This is a genomic window from Bradyrhizobium sp. MOS003 (assembly GCF_003020125.1).
Lineage (GTDB): Bacteria > Pseudomonadota > Alphaproteobacteria > Rhizobiales > Xanthobacteraceae > Bradyrhizobium.
On record NZ_PYFW01000001.1, the window covers coordinates 1415316 to 1438328 of the forward strand.

At 63.5% G+C, this 23013-nt stretch carries 21 protein-coding genes; 8 read left to right on the forward strand and 13 right to left on the reverse strand.

Annotation, left to right across the window (positions count from 1 at the left end; all coding sequences use genetic code 11):
- Position 1 precedes the first annotated feature (1 nt).
- Positions 2-208 (reverse strand): hemin uptake protein HemP, encoded by a 207-nt coding sequence (locus C7G42_RS35675; RefSeq protein ID WP_106948206.1) that lies wholly within the window; start codon positions 206-208, stop codon positions 2-4.
- A 263-nt stretch (positions 209-471) separates the two neighbouring features.
- Here C7G42_RS35675 and C7G42_RS06780 point away from each other — a divergent pair, with 263 nt between their 5' ends.
- The 6 genes from C7G42_RS06780 to C7G42_RS06805 all read left to right on the forward strand — a co-directional run bounded on the left by C7G42_RS06780 (position 472) and on the right by C7G42_RS06805 (position 5852).
- Positions 472-2823, forward strand: coding sequence for a TonB-dependent hemoglobin/transferrin/lactoferrin family receptor (locus C7G42_RS06780; RefSeq protein ID WP_199580682.1), 2352 nt, complete (start codon positions 472-474; stop codon positions 2821-2823).
- A 94-nt stretch (positions 2824-2917) separates the two neighbouring features.
- The gene (gene hmuQ / locus C7G42_RS06785) at positions 2918-3250 is read left to right on the forward strand and encodes a heme-degrading protein HmuQ (protein WP_106948208.1); all 333 of its coding nucleotides are present in this window, start codon (positions 2918-2920) and stop codon (positions 3248-3250) included.
- A gap of 20 nt (positions 3251-3270) precedes the next feature.
- Positions 3271-3774 carry a heme utilization cystosolic carrier protein HutX gene (gene hutX / locus C7G42_RS06790; RefSeq protein WP_106948209.1) on the forward strand — a complete coding sequence of 168 codons (504 nt, stop codon included), beginning with the start codon at positions 3271-3273 and terminating at the stop codon, positions 3772-3774.
- Between the two features lie 27 nt (positions 3775-3801).
- Positions 3802-4578, forward strand: a complete 777-nt coding sequence (exbB, locus tag C7G42_RS06795) for a tonB-system energizer ExbB (RefSeq protein ID WP_106948210.1) — start codon at positions 3802-3804, stop codon at positions 4576-4578.
- 3 nt (positions 4579-4581) lie between these two features.
- The gene (gene exbD, locus C7G42_RS06800; protein ID WP_106948211.1) at positions 4582-5022 is read left to right on the forward strand and encodes a TonB system transport protein ExbD; all 441 of its coding nucleotides are present in this window, start codon (positions 4582-4584) and stop codon (positions 5020-5022) included.
- Positions 5022-5852, forward strand: coding sequence for a TonB family protein (locus C7G42_RS06805; protein WP_106948212.1), 831 nt, complete (start codon positions 5022-5024; stop codon positions 5850-5852). The genes exbD and C7G42_RS06805 overlap by 1 nt, the downstream gene beginning before the upstream one ends.
- 193 nt (positions 5853-6045) lie before the next feature.
- Here the strand turns inward: C7G42_RS06805 and C7G42_RS06810 are convergent, their stop codons facing one another.
- The 8 genes from C7G42_RS06810 to C7G42_RS06845 form a co-directional block, all read right to left on the reverse strand.
- The gene (locus tag C7G42_RS06810; RefSeq protein WP_106948213.1) at positions 6046-7401 is read right to left on the reverse strand and encodes an esterase-like activity of phytase family protein; all 1356 of its coding nucleotides are present in this window, start codon (positions 7399-7401) and stop codon (positions 6046-6048) included.
- An 86-nt stretch (positions 7402-7487) separates the two neighbouring features.
- A complete protein-coding gene (locus C7G42_RS06815) occupies positions 7488-7937 on the reverse strand; it encodes a DUF6130 family protein (protein ID WP_106948214.1) in 450 nt (149 codons plus the stop codon).
- A 19-nt stretch (positions 7938-7956) separates the two neighbouring features.
- Entirely contained in the window at positions 7957-8964 is a 1008-nt protein-coding gene (locus C7G42_RS06820) for an alpha/beta fold hydrolase (protein WP_106948215.1), read from the reverse strand.
- 49 nt (positions 8965-9013) lie between these two features.
- Positions 9014-9985 (reverse strand): MBL fold metallo-hydrolase, encoded by a 972-nt coding sequence (locus tag C7G42_RS06825; protein WP_106948216.1) that lies wholly within the window; start codon positions 9983-9985, stop codon positions 9014-9016.
- 133 nt (positions 9986-10118) lie between these two features.
- Positions 10119-10961 (reverse strand): carbohydrate ABC transporter permease, encoded by an 843-nt coding sequence (locus C7G42_RS06830; RefSeq protein ID WP_502694195.1) that lies wholly within the window; start codon positions 10959-10961, stop codon positions 10119-10121.
- A gap of 52 nt (positions 10962-11013) precedes the next feature.
- Positions 11014-11970, reverse strand: coding sequence for a carbohydrate ABC transporter permease (locus C7G42_RS06835; RefSeq protein WP_106948218.1), 957 nt, complete (start codon positions 11968-11970; stop codon positions 11014-11016).
- Between the two features lie 124 nt (positions 11971-12094).
- Positions 12095-13435 (reverse strand): ABC transporter substrate-binding protein, encoded by a 1341-nt coding sequence (locus C7G42_RS06840; protein WP_106948219.1) that lies wholly within the window; start codon positions 13433-13435, stop codon positions 12095-12097.
- Between the two features lie 81 nt (positions 13436-13516).
- A complete protein-coding gene (locus tag C7G42_RS06845; protein WP_106948220.1) occupies positions 13517-14560 on the reverse strand; it encodes a C-terminal binding protein in 1044 nt (347 codons plus the stop codon).
- Positions 14561-14823: 263 nt separating this feature from the next.
- Between C7G42_RS06845 and C7G42_RS06850 the strand changes: the two genes are divergently transcribed.
- Positions 14824-16509 carry a methyl-accepting chemotaxis protein gene (locus C7G42_RS06850; RefSeq protein WP_106948221.1) on the forward strand — a complete coding sequence of 562 codons (1686 nt, stop codon included), beginning with the start codon at positions 14824-14826 and terminating at the stop codon, positions 16507-16509.
- A gap of 101 nt (positions 16510-16610) precedes the next feature.
- Here C7G42_RS06850 and C7G42_RS06855 read toward each other — a convergent pair whose 3' ends face one another.
- The 3 genes from C7G42_RS06855 to C7G42_RS06865 all read right to left on the reverse strand — a co-directional run bounded on the left by C7G42_RS06855 (position 16611) and on the right by C7G42_RS06865 (position 21393).
- Positions 16611-19049: an autotransporter outer membrane beta-barrel domain-containing protein gene (locus C7G42_RS06855; protein ID WP_147250228.1), complete on the reverse strand. Its 2439-nt coding sequence runs from the start codon at positions 19047-19049 to the stop codon at positions 16611-16613.
- A gap of 256 nt (positions 19050-19305) precedes the next feature.
- Positions 19306-20283 (reverse strand): Bug family tripartite tricarboxylate transporter substrate binding protein, encoded by a 978-nt coding sequence (locus C7G42_RS06860; RefSeq protein WP_106948223.1) that lies wholly within the window; start codon positions 20281-20283, stop codon positions 19306-19308.
- Positions 20284-20457: 174 nt separating this feature from the next.
- A complete protein-coding gene (locus C7G42_RS06865) occupies positions 20458-21393 on the reverse strand; it encodes a DMT family transporter (RefSeq protein ID WP_199580683.1) in 936 nt (311 codons plus the stop codon).
- Positions 21394-21498: 105 nt separating this feature from the next.
- On the opposite strand from C7G42_RS06865, the gene C7G42_RS06870 reads away from it, so the two are divergent.
- Positions 21499-21888, forward strand: coding sequence for a DUF1330 domain-containing protein (locus C7G42_RS06870; RefSeq protein ID WP_199580684.1), 390 nt, complete (start codon positions 21499-21501; stop codon positions 21886-21888).
- A gap of 184 nt (positions 21889-22072) precedes the next feature.
- On the opposite strand, the gene C7G42_RS06875 is transcribed toward C7G42_RS06870, so the two are convergent.
- The gene (locus C7G42_RS06875; RefSeq protein WP_106948226.1) at positions 22073-23005 is read right to left on the reverse strand and encodes a DMT family transporter; all 933 of its coding nucleotides are present in this window, start codon (positions 23003-23005) and stop codon (positions 22073-22075) included.
- Positions 23006-23013 lie beyond the last annotated feature (8 nt).

Genomic DNA, 23013 nt, shown 5'->3' on the forward strand with positions numbered 1-23013 from the left:
ATTACTTCGTCAGGATCAGCTTGTTCTGCGAGGTCAGGCGAAGCCGATAGCTGTCCTCGCCATGCGCGATGATGATCTCGCGCTCGGCCGCAAACAGCTCGCGACTGTCGATCCGGCTCCCGCGCATGGTGAGCGTTCTCGTTGCCGCAGAAGGGTTTGCTGCCGACCCCGCCGCGCTGCTGCCGCCGTCTCCTGATGTTGCTGACATGTTGGGTGTGATGCGCTTTCGAAACTCTGGAGTGCTGCTCGTTTGTACAGGCGGCACGAAGCGCATTCCAACGGCTGCAATTTACAATCGATATAAATTGCAACCTTGTGACATTGACCGTCAGAGGGTTGCCACGTAACCAATTATGGCGCGGGGCGACTTGCCCGCGTCTCGAGAAAATTAGCCAGCCAGTCGTTCGCGTTGCGAACGCACGCCAGCCAGAAGACCCGAAAAATTAGAGTGAAGTGCAGGCTGGGGCTGATATGGCTGACGGGGCTAGGTATTCGCGTGCCTTGATTTTAGGTGCGTCGGTGGTTTCATTTGCGGCATTGACGACTGAGGGCGGTCTTGCGCAGACCGCATCGCCGCAAGCCGAACGCGCGTCGACGGAACGGCCGAAGCAGGCCAGGCGCAAGCAGGCCAAGCCGCCAGTCGCGCAGCAGGCGACGCCGGATCTCCTCGACGCCCGGGCCCAGGCCGGCGGCACGACTCAGGTCCAGGCGCTCGACACCATCACCGCAGCCGCAACGAAGACCAAGGAGCGCGCCATCGACTCGCTCGCGCCCGTCAGCTCCATTTCTCTCGATCAGATCCAGGGAATTCAGCCCAACCGGCTGTCGGGCATCTTCTATGCGGTGCCCGGCGTCTCGTTCCAGGAGCGCGGCGATGATCCCGCGACAGTCATCAACATCCGTGGTCTGCAGGAATTTGGGCGCGTTGCGGTGGTCGTCGATGGTGCGCGCCAGAATTACCAGCGCACCGGCCACAATGCGAGCGGCTCGTTCTTCCTCGATCCCGAACTGGTCGGCGGCGTCGACGTCGTGCGCGGTCCGACCGCGAACATCTACGGCTCCGGCGCGATCGGCGGCCTGGTCTCGTTCCGCACCAAGGACATCGACGACGTGTTGCGTCCCGGCGAGCGCTGGGGTGTCGATCTCTCGGCGTCCTACGGCTCCAACAACAATCGCGGCCTCGGCTCGGTGTTCGGAGGCGTGCGCGCCACGCCGGACGTCGATATCTTCGGTGGCGCGGTCTATCGTACCCAGGGCAATTACAAGGACGGCAACGGTACCGAGATCGGCAACACCGGCAACCAGGTCGAGAGCGGCCTGATGAAGCTCACGGTGCGTCCCGCCCTCGGCCATGAGGTGAAGTTCGGCGCCATCTTCCAGGACTATCAATACGATGTCGGCCAGTTCAACAGAGGGCCCGTCGCGACCGCAGCCCAGCGTGCGCTCTATCAGGGCTCGTCGGTCTACGCTTCCGACGCCAAGAACTACACCGGCACGGTCACCTGGAATTATGCGCTGCCGAGCGACAATCTGTTCGACTGGCACATGTCGGTCTACGGCAACCGCGTCGACAACGACCAGACCAAGACCTACCACTATTCGACCTCGGGTGCGGCCCTGTGCGGCACCGGAAATTTCGGCAACAACATCTCCGGCTGCGTCGGCGACAAGCGCGGCTATGTCCTCAATACCTACGGCATCGACGCCAACAACACCACGCGGTTCAACGTCGGCGACTGGCGCAACGCCCTCACGGTCGGCTTCGACGCGTTCCAGGACGACGTGATCACGACCGACAGCCGCGGCAATTCCAACATCACCACGCCGAGCGGCATCCGCACCGTGTCCGGCGGATTCCTGCAATTGAAGCAGAATTACAGCACCTGGTTCGAGGCGGTGAGCGCGATCCGTTATGATCGTTACGATCTGGAGTCGGACAAGACCAACGGCAGCGGGGACCGTTTCTCGCCGAAGATCACCCTCGGCGTCACGCCCGTTCCCGGCTTCCAGCCCTATGTGAGCTATGCCGAAGGCTATCGCGCCCCGTCGATCACTGAAACCGTGATCTCCGGCGCGCATGCGACCGGCGGCGGACCGGCCTTCTTCCCCTGTCCCGACGGCACCGTCGGCCTGTTCTGCTTCCTGCCGAACCCGAACCTGCGTCCCGAGGTCGGCAAGAACAAGGAAGTCGGCTTCAATCTGAAGTACGACAACATCTTCTCGGCCTCCGACTCCTTCCGCGGCAAGATCAATCTGTTCCGCAACGACGTCAGCGACTATATCGACCTCGTCGCCTCGGCGCCGGTCGCGGTGCCGCCGTTCGGCTCTTTCAGCCAGTACTACCAGTACCAGAACATCGCGCAGGCCCGCATCCAGGGCTTCGAGGCGGAGACGATGTACGATGCCGGCAGCTGGTTCATCGGTGTCGCCGGCCATTACATCCAGGGCAAGAACGCCGTCACCAATGTCGGGCTCGCCACCGTCACCCCGCGCAAGGTCGTCACGACCGGCGGTGTCCGCCTGCTCGATCGCAGCCTGATACTGACGGCGCAGTGGGCCTCGTACGGCGCCAACAACGACGTGCCCGCCGGCTATCTGCCCGCGACCGGCTACGAGCTGGTCAATCTGTACATGACCTACAATGCGACTCGGGACATCGTGTTCTCGGCCTCGATCGACAATCTCTTGAACCAGTACTACCGGCCTTACGCCATTCCCGGCAGTTCGACCGACGGCACCACGCAGAACGACGTACTGTGGTCGAGCGCGGGTCCGGGCAGGGTCTACAAGGCCGGCATGAAGATCCATTTTGGAGGTGCGTAGGCGAGGGCCCGCAACACCGCCAATCCCGCGGGGCCGCGCTGATGCTCCAGCGCGGCTTCGGCACGTTTTGTTTTGATCAGGAGGAGAGACTTTGATGTTCATCGCCATGAATCGTTTCCAGGTGAAGAAGGGCGCGGAGACCGCGTTCGAAACCGTCTGGGCCACCCGTGAATCCTATCTCGGCAGCATGCCGGGCTTCGTCGAGTTTCACCTGCTGAAGGGACCGGAGGCGGAGGACCACACGCTCTATTCGTCGCACACGACTTGGGTGGACAAGGCGGCGTTCGAGGCCTGGACGCGCTCGGACCAATTTCGCCGCGCCCATGCCCGCGCCGACAATCAGACCGGCGAGAGCCTGTATCTCGGCCATCCCAAATTCGAAGGCTTTGAGGTGATCCAGAGCGAGCGCACCGCCGCGGCGGCCTGAGCGAAGACAAGGAGCCGGACATGCCGAGCACCGATCTCGCCGACCTCAAGGCGCACATGGCCGACAATCCCGGCGCAGTGATCGAGGACGTCGCGCGCGAGCTCAACGTTACCCCGCGCAGCGTGATCGAGGCGCTGCCGCCCGCGATGGTGCGCATTGGTAGCGGCGAGCACTTCGCCGCCGCCATGCAGGATATCGCGGCGTGGGGCGAGGTCACACTAATCGTGCACACCGACGATGCGATCTTCGAATTCACCGGCGCCATTCCCGCCGGTGAGATCGGGCGCGGCTATTTCAACCTGATGCAGCCGAACGGCCTGCACGGCCATCTCCGCCACGAGCGCTGCGCAGGCGTCGCCTTCGTCGAGCGTCCGTTCATGGGGAAGTCGTCGGCCTTCGTCGCGTTCGTCAACGCCGAGGGCGGCATCATGTTCAAGGTCTTTGTCGGCCGCGACGAGACGCGGGCGCTGCGCGGCGACCAGCTCGCGCGGTTCCGGCAGCTTGCGGACCGGATCGCGGCGTAGCGTCTTTCTGTCTGTCGGGAGATCAGGATGCAGGGCATATTCGGGCTTCGGCGAATGATCGTGGCAATTGCGCTGGCGCTTTCGCCGGCGCCCGCCTTCGCGATCGACGAAGCGCTGCTGCCGCGTAATCTGTCGCCTTGGGGCATGTTCATGGGAGCCGACATCGTCGTGAAGGCGGTGATGGTCGGCCTGGCCATAGCTTCGCTGGTGACCTGGACGGTATGGCTTGCCAAGTCCATCGAGCTCCGCCGCAAGGGCGCGCGAGCCTTACAGCGAACGCGCGCCCTCGAAGGCAACATCAGGTTGACCGAGGCGGCCGAGCGGGTCGGCGGCGCACACGACGCGGTCGCCCAACTCGTTCAGTCCTGCGCCAGGGAAGCCGAACTCTCCGGCGGCATCCTCGACGATGGTCTCCAGGAGCGCGTGGCGCTGCGGCTCGAGCGGGTCGAGGCGGCGATGTCCAGGCAGATCGCGCGCGGCACCGGCGTGCTCGCGACCATTGGCGCCACCGCGCCCTTCGTCGGCCTGTTCGGCACCGTCTGGGGCATCATGAACGCCTTCATCGGCATCTCCGAGAGCCACACCACCAGCCTTGCGGTTGTCGCGCCTGGCATCGCGGAGGCGCTGCTTGCCACCGCGCTCGGCCTCGTCGCGGCGATCCCGGCGGTCGTGATCTACAATCACCTCGTTCGCGGCATCGCCAATTATCGCGCGCTGCTCGGCGACGCTTCGGCGCAGCTCATGTTGCTGGTCAGCCGCCAGCGCGACCACCGGGAATTCCGCCTGGAACGGGCGGCGGAGTAGGCCATGGGCGCAAAGCTCGGCGCATCGAAGCTCGGCTCGCGCGGCGACCCGGGTGATCTCGACGTCGTCAATGAGATCAACGTCACGCCGTTCATCGACGTGATGTTGGTGCTGCTGATCATCTTCATGGTGGCGGCCCCTCTCGCCACCGTCGACATCGGCGTCGATCTGCCGGCTACCGCGGCCGAGCCGGCGCCGCGGCCCGACAAGCCGGTCTTCGTCACCGTCAAGCCGGACCTGTCCATCGCGGTCGGCGAAGACATCATCGCTCGCGAGGTGCTCGGCACCTCGCTCGATGCCGCCACCAAAGGCCGCAAGGACGAGCGGATCTATCTGCGCGCCGACAAGGCCGTCTCCTATGGCGACCTGATGGAGGTGATGAACACCTTGCGCAATGCCGGCTATCTCAAGGTCGCCCTCGTCGGCCTCGATGGACGCAGTTGATGAGCGCCAACGCCTTCGCCCTTCACGAACCGCTTCGAGAGCGCGAAGCCGCGCGCTGGGGCCTCTCGGCGGCGGTAATCGTGATGTTGCATCTGGCCGTCGCGCTGCTTGCGATGAATTGGATCAGGTCGCAACCGGAGCAGGGCGTCAGCCTGCCGGCGATCATGGTCGACATGGCACAGGTGACCTCGGCGCCGCAGTCGACGCAGGACGATGTCGCGCCGGGACCGGTGATGCAGGAGGCGGACGCTTCGCCGCCGGAGCCCGTGCAGCAGCAGATGGTCGCCGAGACCATTGCTCCGACGCCGCCGCAGGAAAAGGCTGATGTCGTGGCGCCGCCGGAGCAGAAGCTTGAGCCGACCCCGGCCAAGCCGGAGCCCGCGAAGATCGTGCCGGTCGAAAAGCCGGCCTCTTTGAAGCCCAAGGTGGTTCGCCGCGAGGCCAAGAAACCGTCCGATGCGACGCCCGCGCCGCGCACCAGCGCAGCCCCGCGCGCCGAGCGCGAGGCGCCTCTGGCATCGGCCCAGAGCGCTGGCGCGGTGGCCTCTGTGGTCGCATCCTACAATCAACGTGTCCGTGCGCATCTGATGCGCTTCCACTCCTATCCAAGCGGTGGCGGCGGTCAGCGCGGCGTCGCCAGGCTGAGCTTCACCCTCACCAGGAGCGGGCAGGTTACGTCCAGCCGCATCGGCGGTTCGTCCGGTGTTGCCGCTTTCGATGCCCAGGCCATGTCGATGATCCGCCAAGCCTCGCCGTTTCCACCGTTCCCGGATGAGATCAGGAACGGCGCGATGAGCTTTTCGATCCCGGTGGAGTTTACGGTGCGGTGACGTTTCCTCGAACTCATCGAGAGTGCGGAAATGGACTCTATCCTCGTCATTGCGAGCGCAGCGAAGCAATCCAGGCTTCCTCCGCGGAAAGATTATGGATTGCTTCGCTGCGCTCGCAATGACGGAGGGTGAGACGCCGACGTTGGTTCCAATCCTCTCCCCGCAAGCGGGGAGAGGCAGACGAGAGACCGCCCTACTTCGCCTTCAGGAAGTCCGCGACCTCCAGCAGCATGAACTCGTCGTCGTCGGCCTTGTTGGGATCGCGGCTGGAGGAGAACGGCAGGTTGTTGTCGTTGCCGACAATGATGTGGGTGTCGTCGACGCGATCTACGTTTTCGATGGTGAAGAACGGGAAGGTGTAGACGCCGTCATTGAGCGGCTTCCTCGCCTTCTTGTCGGGATCTCTGATCTTCAGAAGATCGATATAGCCGATCTTGCGCACGGGCTTGCCGACGTTGGCGTCGGTGAGCTCGATCTTGTAGACGCGCTTGAACTTGGCGAGATCCGGGAAGCAATTCTCGGCGCGGGTGCCTTGCGGACAGGCCTTGTCGGCCGTGCCTTCGCCGTTGTCGCGCTCGATGATGAGGCCGGAGGCCTGGTCGATCATGTTGAAATCGCCGATGGCGTTGCCGGTCTGCTCGAACACATATTGCCAATAGCGGCCGGTGAACTTCTCGGCGGCGACGTCGAATTCGAGGATGCGGGAGGCTTCCTTGCCGTCGACCTTCTCCCAATCCTTCTTGTCGGCGTCCCACAGCGGTCCCTCGAGCAGGCCGTAGAGGAACTTGCCGTCCTTGGAGGAGGCGAAGCCTTCATAGCCCTTGGAGCGGCGGAGGTTGACGTTGGTGTAGGTCGCACCCGGCGCGCCCGGCGTCGCCACCGCCCAATGATCCGGTGAGCGCACCGGCTTGCCGTCGGCAACCGTATCGAACACGCCGAGGATCTTGCCTGATTTGTCGGCCTTGAGGATGTAGGGGCCGAACTCATCGCCGATCCAGAAGGTGTCGCCGATGATCTGGAAGCCTTCGGTGTCGAAGTCGGAGCCGGTGAGATAGCGCCTCTCGGTGTCCTCGTGCACGATGCGGAACGGAACCTTCCTGTCGGGATCGTGCAGGAAGATCGTTTCCAGCCGCTCGATCTTGCCGCCGGCCCAGTCCATCTTGTAGCGGTTCAGGTACAGCATCGAATCCGGCGAGTTGGCGCGCGCGCCCATGCCGTTGTCGGTGATCACCCAGTAGCTGCCGTCGGGCATGTGCTTGATGCCGGAATGGCCCTGCAGCGGCTGCCCCTTGAACGGCAGCGACACGCCGGTAGCCCGCTCATACGACTTGCCCATCACGGTGCCGAGCGCGTCGACCCGCTTGCCGGTGGTGTATTTGCCGGAGGTCTTGAGATCGGCAGGGGCATCGGCGGGGGCGTCGATGAAAGTCGCGGCCGGCATTACCACGTGGCCGGCGAGCTTGGCGGGGAATTCACCCTCGCTCTGCGCGAGCGCGGAGCTCGCGGCGAGAATGACCGTTGCGACGGTGCTGAGAAAAATCGCGCGCATGTGCGTCTCCTGTTTGCGGACGCACGCCTTATGCGGATCGCGTGTTGCAGTATTGTGAAACCGGGCCAAACGCCGCAGCCGCGGGGTTACTTTCTCGGCGCGGGCACCGGTATCTCGAAGCTGACGGTCTTGCTGTCGATCACGCGGTGCGTGGGATCGGCCAACTCGAAAAGAACTTTGTGCGGGCCCGGCGGTAGTCCGACCACGATCACGGTCTCGCCACTGGCATCGACGAAATGCCAGGGCGCATCGTCGACCGTGACATGGAGGTGGCCGATGCGCGGCGACACGTCGAGCGCGCCTTTGCCGAACACCGGCACGACACGGAGATTTTCCGTGGTGTACTGGATGAAGACGAGCCCGTGCGCCAGTTGTTCGGCCAGCGGCGGATCGATGATCAGGCGGGCCGGCGGCTCGTTCTCGATCGCAACCAGCGGAGAGGGCCCGCGCACGTCGCGGGCGCTCTGGCCGATCGCCGCCGATGCAAACAGTGTTGAGGCCGCCAGAACGGCCATGATATCGAGGGCGGCGTTCATGATCGTTCCTTTGGAAGCATCAGACAATCTTTCGGGCGAGGAAGTCGCGGATCAGGGGAGTGACCTCGTCGAACCTGTCCTCGAGCAGGAAATGGCCTGAGTTGACCAGATGAAACTCCACCTGCGTCAGGTCGCGCTTGTAAGGATGCGCGCCGTCGGCGGGGAAGATGAAATCGTTCTTGCCCCAGACGATCAATGTCGGCGGCTGGTGCTTGCGGAAATAAGCCTGCACCGCCGGGTACAGCGGCAGATTGGTCCGGTAGTCGTAGAACAGGTCCATCTGGATTTCGTTGTTGCCCGGACGATCGAGCAACGCCTGATCCTGCACCCAGTTGTCCGGTGAGATGCGGCTCACGTCGGACATGCCATCAGTGTATTGGAATTTCGTCGTCTCCAGCGTGACCAGCTTCATCAACGCCTGCCGGCTCGCGTCAGACCCGTCGGCCCAATATTTCTTGATCGGATCCCAGAACTCCTTCAGCCCCTCGTCATAGGCGTTGCCGTTCTGCACGATCAGCCCGGTGATGCGCTCGGGATTCTTGAGCGCGAGGCGCCAGCCCACCGGAGCACCGTAGTCCATCACATACATCGCATAGCGCTTGACGCCGACCTGGTCGAGCAAGCCGCCGACCAGTTCGCCGAAGCGGTCGAAGGTGTATTTGAATGTCGTGCGCGGCGGCATGTCGCTCTGGCCGTAGCCGGGATAGTCCGGAGCGATCACGTGGTACTTGTCGGCAAGCGCCGGGATCAGGTTGCGGAACATGTGCGAGGAGGTCGGGAAGCCGTGCAGCAGCAGCACCACCGGCGCATCTTTCGGCCCGGCCTCGCGGTAGAAGATCTTGATGCCATCGACGGTTGCGGTTCGATGGTAGGTGACCGGATAGGCGCTGGCGGCGGCGTGTTCGTCGCGCTCCGGCTTCGCGGATGCTGCCGTCGAAGCAACCGCGACAGCGGCTCCGGACAACCCCAGAACGAGACGTCGACGATCGAGCAGCGTTGGCTTGTGTGTGGTCTCTGCGGTTTTCATGTCAATGCTCTTTCAAAACGGTGAGTTCGCCGACGGCAGCGAGGCGTTTTCAAACGCCCTGGTAGACCAGCCGGGTGAAGAAGCCGGGATCGATCACGAACTGACCCCATATCGCGTCGAAGGCCGCTGTCGGCTTGGCCGCAACGGTTTCGTCCCGCGTTCGTCCCTGCTTCTTGAGCCGGGCGACGTTGTCGCGGATCCCGGCGAGCATGTCGCGAAAGGCCTGGAACTCGGCTTTGTTGCCGACCGGCTTGCCATGCCCGGCAATGACGATCGTGTCCTTGTCCATCGCCGCGAGATTGGCGTCGCATGCAGCGATCATCCCGTCGATGCTGCCGCCTGTCGAATAGTCGATGAACGGATAGATGCCGTTCCAGAACATATCGGCGACGTGAACGATGTTCGCGTCCGCAAAGGTTACGGAGATGTCGCTGTCCGTGTGCGCAGGTCCGAAATATTTCAAGCCGATCGAGGTTCCATTGAGCCTGAGTTCGTGGCTGCGGGCAAAGACTTCACTGGGGATTCCGCCCGCGCCGAGTGGAAGGAAATTGTAGTCCCAGTCCTCGACCCGCTGCACTTCGGCAAGGTGCTTGCGGGTGTTCTCCTGCGCAATGATTTTGGCGCCGGCTGAATGCAGCCATTCGTTGCCGTCGGCGTGATCGAAATGCCAATGGGTGTTGACGAGGTGGGTGACGGGATCGGCGCCCAGATCGGCCAGCGCCTTGGTGAGCTGGGGACGCGAGGCACGGATGCCCGCATCGATCAGCAGCTTGCCGTCAGGTCCGGTGAGAACGGCAATATTGCCTCCGGAGCCTTCGAGCACGTTGATATTGCCGCGCAGCTTGTAGGTCGTGATGGGCGACGTCGCCGCGCTGTCCTTGATCAGGCTGACGATCCCGCGCGCTTCGGCGTAGGCTTGCCTCGGGCTAAGCCATCCCGAAGTGGCGGCCGACGCTGCTGCGCCGACGCAACACAGGCAGAAACCGCGTCGGGTTAACGAGGGAAGCTTTGGCGAACGCATGCAATTTTCGCTTTCTCGAGCGACAATCGACGGCGCCAATGATCGGCTCCGCTGTCAGGATGCAGCGTGAGGCCAATGCAGCATGCGGTCTATCACGATAGCACGATCGGCTGCGCTCGCGCGCAGCGGCCGGCTACTCCTTCACCGCGCCGGTCAGCGAGGACACGTAGTAGTCGACAAACAGCGAGTAGAACACCGCGACCGGCAGCGATCCCAACAGCGAGCCCGCCATCAACGCGCCCCATTGGTAGACGTCGCCGGTGACGAGCTCGGTCAGGATCGCGACCGGCACGGTCTTGTTGGCACCGCTCTGGATGAAGGCGAGCGCGTAGATGAATTCGTTCCAGGACAGCGTGAAGGAGAAGATGCCGGCCGAGATCAGCCCGGGCACCGCCAGCGGCAGCGTGATCCGGCGCAGGATCTGAAGCCGCGTGGCGCCGTCGACCAGCGCGCATTCCTCGAGCTCGTAGGGGATCGACTTGAAATAGCCGATCAGGAGCCAGGTGCAGAACGGCACCAGGAAGGTCGGATAGACCAGGATCAGCGCCAGCGGCGAATCGAACAGGCCGAACTGTACGATGACGGTGGCGAGCGGAATGAACAGGATCGACGGCGGCACGAGATAGGCCAGATAAATGCCGAGTCCCACATAAGGACTGCCGCGGAAGCGCAGGCGCTCGATGGCGTAGGCGGCGAGCGTGCTCGCGATCAGGGACAGCGTGGTCGACCCGATCGCCACCGTCATCGTCGTCCACAGCCAGCGCGGATAGGACGTGTCGAACAGCAGGTGCTTGATGTGGGCGATCGTCGGCGAAGATATCCAGAACGGGTTGTGCTGCTTGTAGTTGAGCAGCTCCGCGTTCGGCTTGAACGAGGTGATCGCCATCCAGTAGAACGGAAACAGCAGGATCAGCACGAAGCAGCCGAGCGGCAGGTAGATCATCATCAGCCGCCGCAGCCCGGAATCCCAGGCCATGGTATCTGGTGCCGCCTTCGCGTCGGCCACGGCAGCGGTTTGCGCGACGGTGTCAGTCATTGCTCTCTCCCTGCTGCCATTTGCGGCGCGCCAGGCCGAAATAGGAGAACAGCGTCGCGAAGACCAGGAACGGGATCATCGACACCGCGATCGCCGCGCCTTCGCCAAGCTCGCCGCCGGCAATGCCGCGCTGAAACGCAAGCGTCGCCAGCAGATGGGTGGAGTTGCCGGGGCCGCCGCGGGTGATGGCATAGACCAGCTGGAAATCGGTGAAGGTGAAGATGATCGAGAAGGTCATGACGATGGCGAGGATCGGCATCATCATCGGGAAGGTGATGTAGCGGAAGCGCTGCCAGGCGCTGGCGCCGTCGAGCATCGCGGCCTCGTAGAGCGAGGGCGAGATGGTCTGCAGGCCGGCGAGCAGCGAGATCGCGACGAAGGGAATGCCGCGCCAGATGTTGGCGGCGATCAGCGAGAAGCGCGCCGGCCAAGCCGAGCCGAGAAAGTCCACATTGCTCGACCGCCAGTGCAGCACGTCGACCAGCAGATAGGAGATGATCGAGAACTGCGGATCGTAGATCCACCAGAATGCCAGCGCCGAGAGCACGGTCGGCACGATCCAGGGCAACAGGATGATCGCGCGCAAGATGCTCTTGAACGGAAAATGGTTGTTGAGCAGCAGCGCGAGCCAGAAGCCGAGCGCGAACTTTCCGAAGGTCGCGATGCCCGTATAGACCACGCTGTAGAAGACTGCGTTCCACCACAGGGGATCGGTGAGCAAATACTGGAAATTCTCGAGGCCCACGAAGACGCCGCGCCGGCCGATCGTGGTGTCGGTGAAGGCGAGCCAGATGCCGAGGCCGAGCGGATAGGTCAGGAACACCGAGAGCAGCCCGATCGCGGGCGCCAGGCACATCACGATCAGGAACGGCTTGTAGTCGAACAGCCGCACCAGCCAGGACGGCTGCCGCTGCGCCAGGCCTTGGGAGGAAAGGGTGGTCACGGACATTAGTGTGTTGTCCTGTTCTAATTTTTCACCACGTCGTCATTGCGAGGAGCGAAGCGACGAGGCAATCCAGACTGTCGCTGCGGGGACGGACTGGATTGCGTCGCTTCTCTCGCAATGACGATCTCTACTTCTGCCGCCGGAAGTACCGCTTGCAGCGTTGCTCGGCTTCCGCGGCGGCTGCCTCCGGGGTTGCGGCGCCTGTCGCAACGGACGATAGCATCTGAATCAGCACGTAATCGGCGGTGACCGCTCCGCTGGCCGTCGAGATCGGTCCCTTGTAACCGCTATAGTAAGTGCTGTTCATGGTGTTCTTGAAGATTGTCACCTTGGGATCCTGCGACCACACCGCGGCATCGGCATAGGCAGCCAGCGGCTGCGACCAGTAGCCGGAATTGGCGTTGAGCCACGGCTCGTACTGGTCCTTTTCCAGCATGTATTGCAGGAAGGCCTTTGCGGCGTTGGGATACTGGCTGTGCTTGAATACCATGGCGTTGAGCGTGAGCCCGTCCATCGGTGAGACCTTGGCCAGGCCCTTGGGCAGAAGCTGATGCTCGCTGTCGTCGGCGATCGCCTTGGTCGCCGGGTCGTTCTTCAGCGAGAAGTAGAGCGAGACGCCGTTGGCGGTCAGCGAGATTTCTTGCGCGGAGTAGGCGCGATTGTTCGACACGTCATTCCACGACGGCGTGCCGGCGATGAAGGTCGGGTAGATCTGCTTGACCCAGTTCAGCGCGGCGATCGTCTCCTTGCTGTTGATGACGACGTTGCCTTCCTCGTCGAGCAGGGATGCGTTGTGCGACCACAGCGTCCAGTTGGCGAAGCCGGTGCCGTCTCCTCTCGCGTTGCCGAGCGCGAAGCCGGCCGGTTTGCCGGCCTTGTGCAGCTTCTGGCAGAGGTCGAGGATTCCGGCATGATCTTCCGGCACCTTGTCGAAGCCGACCGATTGCAGGATCGACTTTCGGTAGATCAGGGGGCCCGCGGTCGCACCGAACGGCAGGCCGATCCAGGCGTCGCTCTTGTTCTTCTTGCCGTAGCGCTGCGCCAGCGGCAGCCAGCCGCCATAGCGCTTGCCGACATAATCGGCGACGTCGGTCAGCTCGATCAGCTTGTCGATATAGATGTGCGGCGCGTCGGAGAAGCCGATGATGATGTCGGGGCCGGCGCCGGAATTGGCGGTCACTGCGGTCTGCTGGTTGATGTCTTCCCAGCCGACGAAGTCGACCTTGACCTCGACCCCGGTGTCCTTGGTGAACCTTGCCGCATTGGCGCGGAAGACGTCCTCGTCGGCCTGGACGAAGCGCACCGGGCGCAGCATGCGCAGGGACGCGCCCTTTTCGATCTCGCGCTTGGGGGCCGGAACGTCGGCCGCCTTGATAGTGGATGTTTGCGCCGCAGCACCGGTGGCAGCGAACGTTGCAGCGGACAGGCCCAGCGCCAAGGCATCACGACGTGTGATGTCGTTCCTCATCAGTACCTCCCTATGATGTTCCCTTCCCGGCGTTGATCGCCGGTGAAGGGTCGTCCGGTTCCGGCGCCTTGCGCCGGCCGCCTAGCTGTTCGGCCCGCGATCCATGCTGACGGGTTGCCAGCGGCGGAGCGTGGTGTCTTGCAGCACCGACGGATTGACGCAGCTTACCGGCCACATGCCCTGAAGCACCAGTGACAATTCGTAGCCCACCCGGCGCTTGCGCGCTTCGTCAAACCGTGCCGAGGCCGAGGCGACGTGGGCGGTCAGGGTCACGCTCTCCATGCCGAGCAGGGGATTGTTGTGGGAGGGCGGTTCCTTCTCCAGCACGTCGAGGGCGGCGTGTGCGATCCAGCCCTCCTGCAGCGCCTTGATCAGGCTCTCCTCGTCCACGGTGGCGCCGCGCCCGGTGTTGATGAAGATCGAGCCCTTCTTCATCTGCCGAAAGTGCTTCTCGGTCAGCATGTGATGCACCTCGGGCCTTGCCGGGGCATGCATCGAGACGAAGTCGGATTGCGACAGCACCTCGTTCAGCGTCGCCGGAATCACGCCGTGGTCCCACATCAGCGTTTCCTGGATGAAAGGATCGTAGGCCATCATGCGCAGGCCGAACGGCGCCGCGCGCTTCGCAACCGCACGCGCGACGCGGCCGAACGAGACGAAGCCGAGCGTCTGGCCCATCAACCTCGGGACCTTGAGAAGCGCCGGCCGGCCCTCGGCCCAGCGGCCGCTGCGCACCATACGGTCCTGCTCGACCAGGCGGCGGAAGCCTGCGAGCAGAAGCATCATGGCGTGATCGGCGACCTCCTCGATGAAGGTGTCGGGGATGTTGGTGACGGGAATGCCGCGGGCGGTAGCAGCCTTGACGTCGACGCTGTCGACGCCGACCGAGCCGAGCGTGATGACCTTGCAGCTCTGCAAACTGTCGATGATGGTCTTGGAGATCGGGATGCCCTTGGCATAGATGGCGTCCGCGGTCTTTGCGGCGGCGATGAACCCGGCCTCGTCGGCGGGGGCCTCGATGATCTCGGCGTCGATCGGATCGAGCGCCTCGCGCTCATAGGAATAGTCGCTGCCAGCGACCGTGAAGCTCGCGCCCTTCGGCGTCACCACCCTGTATTTCGGCATTTCCTGCTCCCGATTTGGTTTGTCGGTTCTTGTTGTGACCCGTCCCTGGGGGGCGGGCCTTTGCGTCTTTTACGCGAAATCGAGGTCGATGCGTACAATCGCTGGTTGCCGCTGCGGCGATTTATTCAGCCGTTCGGGCGTTTTGTCCGGGCTTCTACGGAGCCGCCCGTAACAGCTTGATAAGGGGTCACATACTAAAAGTTGAATGAATTTCGATCGATTCCTCGCGTGCCCGTATCCCTTTTGCTGCCGGAGCCATCCCCGTGAAATTGAGCAATCTGAAGATCGCCTCCAAGCTCGGCATCCTTGTCGGCGTCACGCTGTTAGGCCTCTGCATCTCCGGTGTTCTTGCCGGCTATCTGATGAAGCGCGAGATGGTGAATGCGCGCATCGACCAGGCCAAGTCGATCGTCGATATGGGCCGCAACTACGCCCTCGCCCTCAAAAAACGGGTCGATGCCGGCGAGATGACGAAGGATGCGGCGCTGGCCGACCTTCGCCGCTACGGCAATTCGATGACCTATGACAACGGCTCGGGCTATCTCTTCGGAACGTCCTACGACGGCATCACCCAGCTCGCGCCTGATCCGAAACAGATCGGCACCAACCGCATGGACGTCGTGACCAACGGCCGCAAGCTGTCCGCCGAACTGATGGACGGCGTCAAGGCCAACGGCTCGATCCTTCTGTATTATGAATATGCGAAGCCGGGCCAGGCAGCACTGATTCGCAAGATCGGCTACGCCGTCGCCGTCCCCGGTTTCGACATGTATCTGGGCACCGGCGCCTATCTCGACGACATCGACGCCAAGATGGGGCCGGTCTACTGGCTGCTTGGCCTCGCCATGCTCGGCATCGTCATCGTCGCCGGCAGCGTCGCCTGGCTGATCGGCCGCGGCATCAGCCGTCCGCTCGCGCTGCTCGGCACCCGCATGAAGGAGCTCGCCGACGGCAAGCTCGAGGGCGAGATCCCCGGCGTCGGCCGCGGCGATGAGGTCGGTGCGATGGCCGCCACCGTCCAGATATTCAAGGACAACGCGGTCCGCATCCGCGACCTCGAAAAGACCGAAGCCGATGCAATGGAACGCGTTGCGGCGGAACGTCGTAGCGCGATGGAGGGCATCGCCAACGATTTCGAGCGCAGCGTCAACGGCATCGTCCGCTCGGTCTCCTCGGCCGCGGCTGGCATGCAGACGACGGCGCAGTCGATGACCGCGACCGCCAGCGACGCCTCTTCGCGCGCGGCGACGGTCGGTGCCGCCTCGCAAAAGGCCTCCGGCAATGTCGGCACGGTCGCGGCGGCCGCCGAAGAGCTGTCGAGTTCGGTTGCGGAAATCTCCCGCCAGGTCACCCGCTCGACCGAAGTGGCGAGCCGCGCCGTCAGCGACGCCGAGCGTACCAACGCCACGGTGCAGGTGCTCTCGACCGGCGCCGAGAAGATCGGCGAAGTCGTCAAGCTGATCCATTCGATCGCCGCGCAGACCAACTTGCTCGCGCTCAACGCCACCATCGAAGCCGCACGCGCCGGTGAATCCGGCCGCGGTTTCGCGGTCGTCGCCTCCGAGGTCAAGGCGCTCGCCAACCAGACCGCCAAGGCGACCGAGGAGATCTCCGCGCAGGTCGCGGCGATGCAGACCTCGACCAGCGACGCGGTTACGGCCATCTCCGGCATCACCCAGACCATCGCTGAAATGAGCGAGATCACCGCCGGCATTTCCGCATCGATCGAGCAGCAGGGCGAGGCGACCCGCGAGATCGCCCGCAACATACAGTCGGTTGCGGCCGGCTCGAGCGAGATCAACACCCATATCGGAGGTGTCACCTCGGCCGCGGAAGCGACCGGTTCTGCCGCCACCGACGTGCTCACCAACGCCCGCGAGCTGGACAACCAGTCCGGCGCGCTGCGCAGCGCGGTCGACGGCTTCCTCGCCAAGGTGCGTGCGGCATAAAGGACACGCCGCACCCGCTAGCAATGCAAGCGCCCGGCCCCGCAGCCGGGTGCTTTTGTTATTGGCGCCTTTCGAAGAAGGATGCGACGCCGTCCGGCGGATCAGAAACTGATCCTGATTCCGCCGCGCCCGGCGATGGTCCGGCTCGCGTCGGACATCTCGTTGAATTCAGTCGCCGCGAATAACGAGACGCCGAAGGCGTGATGCCAGTCGAGGCCGGCGCCAACGAAGTAGCCGACGGCGTTGCCGCCGCCCGGCGCGGCAAATGCTAGATTTTGCCCGAGCAAGACGGCGTTGACGTTGGCATCGCCGGTCCGCTGCAGCCCGACCATCCCGGCCGATCCGGAAACCTTCAGGGCGCCCTGCGCAACACCGGCAAAACTGCGCGTCAGCGTCACGCCGCCGCGTTCCTCGAAATAGTGGCTGATACGGCTGCCGACGTTGAGATCGGCGGCTGAACCGCTCTCCTGGTAGCCGCCGAACCCGGCGGCGAGATAGCGCACCCGCGCGGTCGGGGTCATCGTCAGGTTAGCCGCGATCGTCCGGTCGAACCCATAGGCCAGTTCCGGGCTGACGAACCATCCCGAATAATTTCCCCGCGCGAACTCGCCGCCGCCAGCCACGAGATTGTTGTCGATCCGGCGGGTAGCGGCATTGCTGCTGCCCCCGCCGAGCAGCGAGAAATCAAGGAACGCGCCGCTCAGCGCATAGCGGCCGTAGATGCCGGCGAAGCCGAGATCGCTGGTCGTGCGACCGGCATCAACGGCGAGGTCCGATTGCAGATTGCCTCCGCCGACGAGAGCTCCGAGCCGCAACTGCGGCTGCACGAACTTGTCGACGCCGATCGCGCCGCCATAAAAGCCGTTGACCGAGCGCAGCATCAAGCCGTTTTCCGGCGCCACGCGACGGCCGCCAAAACCCTGCGCCCACACGCTGGTGCCGTCCGCAGCCGTAAAATTGGGATTGCTCGCCATCACGCGATCCTGGCCGGCATAAGCCATGCCCGGCATCGAGGCGAAGGAATCATTGAACATGTCGCGCGCGACATTGCCTGACGGCGCGAAACCGATCGCGGTGCCTTCGCTGGTGACCGGTGCGGCTCCGCCAAGTCGGCCCGATGCAAGTCCGGCGATCGCATGCGTCACGTCCACAACGTTGCGGCCGGCGACGCCGAACGGCGAAGGATCGACCATTGCGACCGAATTGCCGCTGACGACGTAGGGGATGCCGCTGACGTTGACGTGTGAAGCCGTCTCTAGAAGGCCGAATGCGCCATCGCTGTAACCGAACGTCAGGACCGATGAAGCGCCGCGGCCACCCTGGATATTGATCGTCGTCCCAACTCTGTCGGGATTGCTCGCGTCGCCTGTGAGCAATATTAGTCCGATTACTCGCGAGCCCGGCAGCAGGTTGATCGTCATCCGGTCGTTGTCCGATGCGCTTGACGTCATGTCGATGGCCGCGTAGTCGCTGGTGCCGTCGATCAATCCGGAGTTGGTGAGAAACGAACCTGGACCGGAGCTGCCGTTGTAAGCGGACGTGACCTTCACGACACCGTGGATCGCCCCCGAATTGGTGACGGACGCCGGACCCGTATCTGCGTTCGCCTCGACCGATCCGTTTACTGTGCCGGCATTCCTGACGACGGCGCTTCCGCTGCCGCTGTTGCTGCTCTTCAAGCCGGTAGCTCGGCCGTAGTTGATGGTTGTGGCGTTACCGGCACCGTTCACTTCCGTCATTATGCTGCCCGCCACACCGGTCAGCTGGTTGGTGGCCATTGCGCTGCCGGCCAGGCTATCTGCAGAAGTCCAGATATCGCCGACAGAGCCAGCATTGATGGTTTCTGCCCCCGAAGTGACGCCTTGCATGTTCTCCGTACGAATCCAAACCGCTACCGTGCCGGTATTGACGGTTTTCGCCGAATTGTTGCCGACGGACGCGTTTGCGATTGCCTCAGCAGAACCGGAGTTGACCACGTTGGCCGGGCCGAACATATGTACATTAATCAGATTCGCCGTTCCGGAGTTCACGACCCGCGCCTCGCCAAAAACCGAAGCGGCAAGCGTGATCTGAATAATGTTGGTGCTGCCATAGTTGAAGATCCGGGCGGAGCCAAATGCCGTGCTGTTGAGCAACGCAACCAAATTCCTGGCATCGCCGTAGTTGTAGATGATGGCATCGGCCGCAAAGTCGGTGCGGGCCACGAGGTTTCCGCCCACTGTGCCGTAATTGGTAACGGTCGCCGTTCCCGTTAAGCTGTTGCCGGAAAAGATGCCGGCTGTAGCAGTAACGGGTCCCTGCACGGCACCGAAGTTTGTCGACGTTGCATCGCCATGCTCGCCGCTGACAGTACGAATGCTGGTGGCTGTGCCGGTCGTTGTCAGGACGTTGGTGAGGTTGGTCGATCCGCTCACCGGCCCCGAGGGTGGATCGCCGATCGGCCCGGAAACGCCTGTATAGGTACAGATGATATCCGTCGTTCCAACGCAGGTTTGGCTCTGCGCGCCGCTTGCCGTCAAAGCAGCCACCGCTGAGAGCAACGACCCTCCGAACAAACCGGAAGCCGAAAACGAACTCGAAAAACGAGCCCTCACCACATCAAACAACGCCCACGCCCACTCTCGCCCGCAATTCTGGGCTGCTTTCAAGCCAATCGATTGTGATGCCTAGCAATCACGGCACAACAGGTCTGTTACTTTTTGGACACGGCCGGAAATCATTATCTTCTGGTTCCAATTCGCGTCAAAAAGGAACCGCATTGTATGTCGCGATTCCTCTTCGCGTCGTACGCGAGACCTACTGCTTCTCGATCTTCGCGTTGGTGATCAGCTTCTCCCACAGCACCAGCTGCTCGTCGACGAATTTGCCGAGCTGCTCCGGCGTGCCCGAGAACGCGTCCATGCCGAGAGTGGCGAGTTGGGCCTTGATCTCCGGCTTCTCGACGATTTTCCGGATCTCGGCGTTGAGCCGGGTCACGATCTCCTTCGGCATGCCGGCGGGGCCGAAATAGCCCTGCCAGGACGAGATGTCGAAATCCGGCACGCCAGCCTCCTGCATCGAAGGCAGGTTCGGCACCAGGGGCGAGCGGTCCTTGGTGGTGACGGCGAGCGCGCGCAGCGCGTTGCCGTTGACGTGCGGCAGGCCGGTGAGAATGTCGACGAACATCATCGAGACGCGGCCGCCCATGACGTCGTTGAGCGCCGGTGGCGAACTCTTGTAGGGCACGTGCAGCAGGTCGAGCCCGGCATTGTGCGCAAAGGTCGCACCCGACACGATCGCCGAGGACGATCCCGAAGCGTAGCTCAGCTTGCCCGGATTGGCCTTGCCATAGGCGACCAGCTCGCCGACCGTCTTGGCTGGCACTTCCGGATTGACGACCAGCATGAAGGGCAGATCGCCGGTGCGCGCGATCGGGGTGAAGTCCTTGACCGGATCGTAAGTGAGGCTCTTGAGCAGGTAGGGATTGGCCGAATGCGTGGTGTTGGTGGTCACCAGCAGCGTGTAGCCGTCGGGGGTGGCCTTGGCGACATAGCTTGCGGCGAGCATGCCGTTGGCGCCGGCCTTGTTCTCGATCACGATGCCGACCCCGAGCGCCTGCGACAGGTGCTGCGAGATCAGCCGGGTCGTGGTGTCGGTGCCGCTGCCGGCCGCAAACGGCAGCACCAGCGTGATGTTGCGGCTCGGCCAGGTGTCGGCCTGGGCAGTGGATGCGGCGGCAAGACAAAGTGCGGCCGTGCCAACGGCACGCAGGTTTCGAATCAACGCTGAAAGCATGTCTGGTCGTTCCCTCTTTTTTGTTGGCGGGGAACCTAGCGTCTCTCCATCGAAATCGGAAGCGGTGAGTTAATTTGCTCCTGTGCCCGGGCGCAGTGCAGCGTGCCGCCCTTTGCGGCGTGGTGCGCTGCTGAACGGGGGCACGAGATTCACTCGTTCATCCGCCCTGCGGAATTATTTCACGGCCGAGCCCTGGCGCGACGCGATCACGACGCCGGCCAGCACCAGTGCGTAGCCGATCAGGTGGAACGGCTGCAGCTTTTCGCCGAGCAGCAGGATCGCCATCGCCGAGCCGAACACTGGCACGAGGTGGAAGAACGGCGCGGCGCGGTTCGGGCCGATCAGAGCGACGCCGCGGTTGAAGAACAGATAAGCCAGCGTCGAGGGAAAGATCAGGATGTAGCCCAGCGTCGCCAGCGTGATCCCGTCGAATTGCAGCACGCGGCCGCTCGCCGCCTCCCAGATCGCGGCGGGGATCAGCATCGTCGCGCCGCAGCAGGTGGTGAAGGACAGGAAGGAGAGCTGGTGGATCTTGGGCCGGCGCGGGATGAAGGCCGAGTAGATCCCGAATGCGACCAGCGAGGAGGCGAACATGATGTCGCCCCTGTTGAAGCTGATGCTCGCGAGCGCGGCGAGATCGCCGCGCAGGATGATGATCAGCACGCCGAGAAGCGAGATCGCGATGCCTGCGAACTGGGCCCCCGTCAGCCGCACCCCGAACAGCACCAGCGACCACAGCGCCACGAACAGGGGACCGGCCGACTGGATCAGCAGCGCGTTCAGCGCCTCCGTATACTGCATCGCCCAGTACGAGATCGCATTGTTGAAGGCAAAGCCCACCAGCGACAGGAACAGCATCAGCGGCAGGCTGTTGCGCAGGGCAGGCCAGTCACGCTTGAGATGCGGCCAGGAGAACGGCAACAGGATCAGGAAAACGCCGAACCAGCGGATCGTGGTCACCGTCAGCGGCGGCACATGCGCGCCGACGTGGCGGGCGAGCACGATGTTGCCGGCCCAGAACAGCGAGCTCAGGCTGAGCAGCAGATAAGGCTGGTTGTTGAGCCAGCCGGCCGGACTGGAGGCGGGTGGCGCGGGTGAAGCGGTCGTCATTGGCGTTGGATACGAGCTTGCGTCAGATCGGCATCGTGGCACAAGTCACGCAGCCGCAATGCTACAATGCAGGCAAACCCTGAGGAGGCGCCTTTGCCGGTTGATATGTTGAACATCGCGGGGCTGGAAGGGCTCGATCCGCAGGCACCGGTGGTGATGCTGAACCTGATGCGTTTCCACGCCCTCTCGCGCGACGGCGACGGATCCGGCTGGGACGCCTATTTGCGCTACAGCGCCGTCACCGTGCCGATGATCAAGGCGCGCGGCGGCACCTTGCTCTGGACCGGCGAGGCCAAGGCCGTCGCGCTGGGACCGCACGCCGGCAACGACTGGGATTTCGTCGCGCTGGTCCATTACCCCGCCGTCGCGGCTTTTTTGGACATGATGACGTCGGAGGCCTACGAGCGCGAAGCCGACCCGCACCGGGTCAACGGCTGCGCCGAACACGTGATCATCGCGACGAGCGAAGCGTACAGCAAGTTGAGGACGACGTGATGAATGCTCCGCGGCGCGGCGCGCCTCTTCCCCTCTCCCCTTGTGGGAGAGCGTGGCTCGCCGCGTCAGCGGCGAGATGGGTGAGGGGTTTCTCTCCGCGAATCCAACTTTCAGCGAATGCGTCGAGAGAGACCCCTCATCCGGCGCTTCGCGCCCCCTTCTCCCACAAGGGGAGAAGGAAGAATCAGTTCGCCTGCTTCCGTGACGCCACGAACACGCCCGACAGCACCAGCGCAAACCCGATGAAGTGGAACGCCTGCGGGTGCTCGCCCAGGAACGCCATCGCCATGATCGAGCCGAACACCGGCACGACATGGAAGAACGGCGCGGCGCGGTTGGCGCCGATCAGGCGCACGCCGCGATTGAAGCAGAGATAGGCCAGCGTCGAGGGAAAGACGGCGACGTAGAACAGCGTCAAGACGTTAGGCCCGTCGAGCTTCATGACCGGGCGCGCGGACAATTCCCAGATCTCGAGCGGAATGAGACAGGCTGCGCCGACCCCGAAGGTGAAGGCGAGGAACGAAAGGCCGTGCATCGGCGGCCGTTTCAGCGTCAGTACCGAATACAGCGCGAAGATGATCAGCGCGACGATGAAGATGAGGTCGCCCTTGTTGAACGCGATGTTCGACAGCGTGGTGAAATCTCCGTGCAGCAGAATGGTCAGCACGCCGCACATCGAGAGAGCCACGCCGAACGCCTGCGCCACGGTGAGCCTGACGCCGAGGATGGCCAGCGACCACAGCGCCACGACCAGCGGCGCCGCCGACTGCAGCAGCAGCGTGTTGAGTGCCTGGGTATGCTCCAGCGCCCAATATTGCAGCGTATTGAAAGCGCCGATGCCGGTGATAGAGAGCGTGACCATCAGGCCGAGCCTGCCGCGGATCGCGGGCCAGTCCTGGGCAAGATGTTTCCAGGCGAACGGCAGCACGAGGAGGAAGGCGAAGAACCAGCGCAGGAACGACAGCGTCACCGGCGGAATGTGGCCGGCGGCGAGCCGCCCGACGATGGCGTTGCCGGCCCAGCACAGCGCCGTGATGCAAAGCAGCAGATAAGGCTGGTTGGCGATCCAGCTGTGGCCGGATGTTTCGGTGCTCGTGGTCTGGCCGGTGGCGGACATTGTGATTG

Coding starts and splice junctions, on each gene's coding strand:
- hutX (WP_106948209.1), top strand. CDS start 3,271: ATGCCGAGCACCGATCTCGCCGACCTCAAGGCGCACATGGCCGACAAT.
- C7G42_RS35675 (WP_106948206.1), bottom strand. CDS start 208: ATGTCAGCAACATCAGGAGACGGCGGCAGCAGCGCGGCGGGGTCGGCA.
- C7G42_RS06865 (WP_199580683.1), bottom strand. CDS start 21,393: ATGACGACCGCTTCACCCGCGCCACCCGCCTCCAGTCCGGCCGGCTGG.
- exbD (WP_106948211.1), top strand. CDS start 4,582: ATGGGCGCAAAGCTCGGCGCATCGAAGCTCGGCTCGCGCGGCGACCCG.
- C7G42_RS06830 (WP_502694195.1), bottom strand. CDS start 10,961: ATGGCCTGGGATTCCGGGCTGCGGCGGCTGATGATGATCTACCTGCCG.
- C7G42_RS06810 (WP_106948213.1), bottom strand. CDS start 7,401: ATGCGCGCGATTTTTCTCAGCACCGTCGCAACGGTCATTCTCGCCGCG.
- C7G42_RS06780 (WP_199580682.1), top strand. CDS start 472: ATGGCTGACGGGGCTAGGTATTCGCGTGCCTTGATTTTAGGTGCGTCG.
- hmuQ (WP_106948208.1), top strand. CDS start 2,918: ATGTTCATCGCCATGAATCGTTTCCAGGTGAAGAAGGGCGCGGAGACC.
- C7G42_RS06870 (WP_199580684.1), top strand. CDS start 21,499: ATGTTGAACATCGCGGGGCTGGAAGGGCTCGATCCGCAGGCACCGGTG.
- C7G42_RS06820 (WP_106948215.1), bottom strand. CDS start 8,964: ATGAAAACCGCAGAGACCACACACAAGCCAACGCTGCTCGATCGTCGA.
- C7G42_RS06815 (WP_106948214.1), bottom strand. CDS start 7,937: ATGAACGCCGCCCTCGATATCATGGCCGTTCTGGCGGCCTCAACACTG.
- C7G42_RS06845 (WP_106948220.1), bottom strand. CDS start 14,560: ATGCCGAAATACAGGGTGGTGACGCCGAAGGGCGCGAGCTTCACGGTC.
- C7G42_RS06875 (WP_106948226.1), bottom strand. CDS start 23,005: ATGTCCGCCACCGGCCAGACCACGAGCACCGAAACATCCGGCCACAGC.
- C7G42_RS06805 (WP_106948212.1), top strand. CDS start 5,022: ATGAGCGCCAACGCCTTCGCCCTTCACGAACCGCTTCGAGAGCGCGAA.
- C7G42_RS06835 (WP_106948218.1), bottom strand. CDS start 11,970: ATGTCCGTGACCACCCTTTCCTCCCAAGGCCTGGCGCAGCGGCAGCCG.
- C7G42_RS06825 (WP_106948216.1), bottom strand. CDS start 9,985: ATGCGTTCGCCAAAGCTTCCCTCGTTAACCCGACGCGGTTTCTGCCTG.
- C7G42_RS06860 (WP_106948223.1), bottom strand. CDS start 20,283: ATGCTTTCAGCGTTGATTCGAAACCTGCGTGCCGTTGGCACGGCCGCA.
- exbB (WP_106948210.1), top strand. CDS start 3,802: ATGCAGGGCATATTCGGGCTTCGGCGAATGATCGTGGCAATTGCGCTG.
- C7G42_RS06840 (WP_106948219.1), bottom strand. CDS start 13,435: ATGAGGAACGACATCACACGTCGTGATGCCTTGGCGCTGGGCCTGTCC.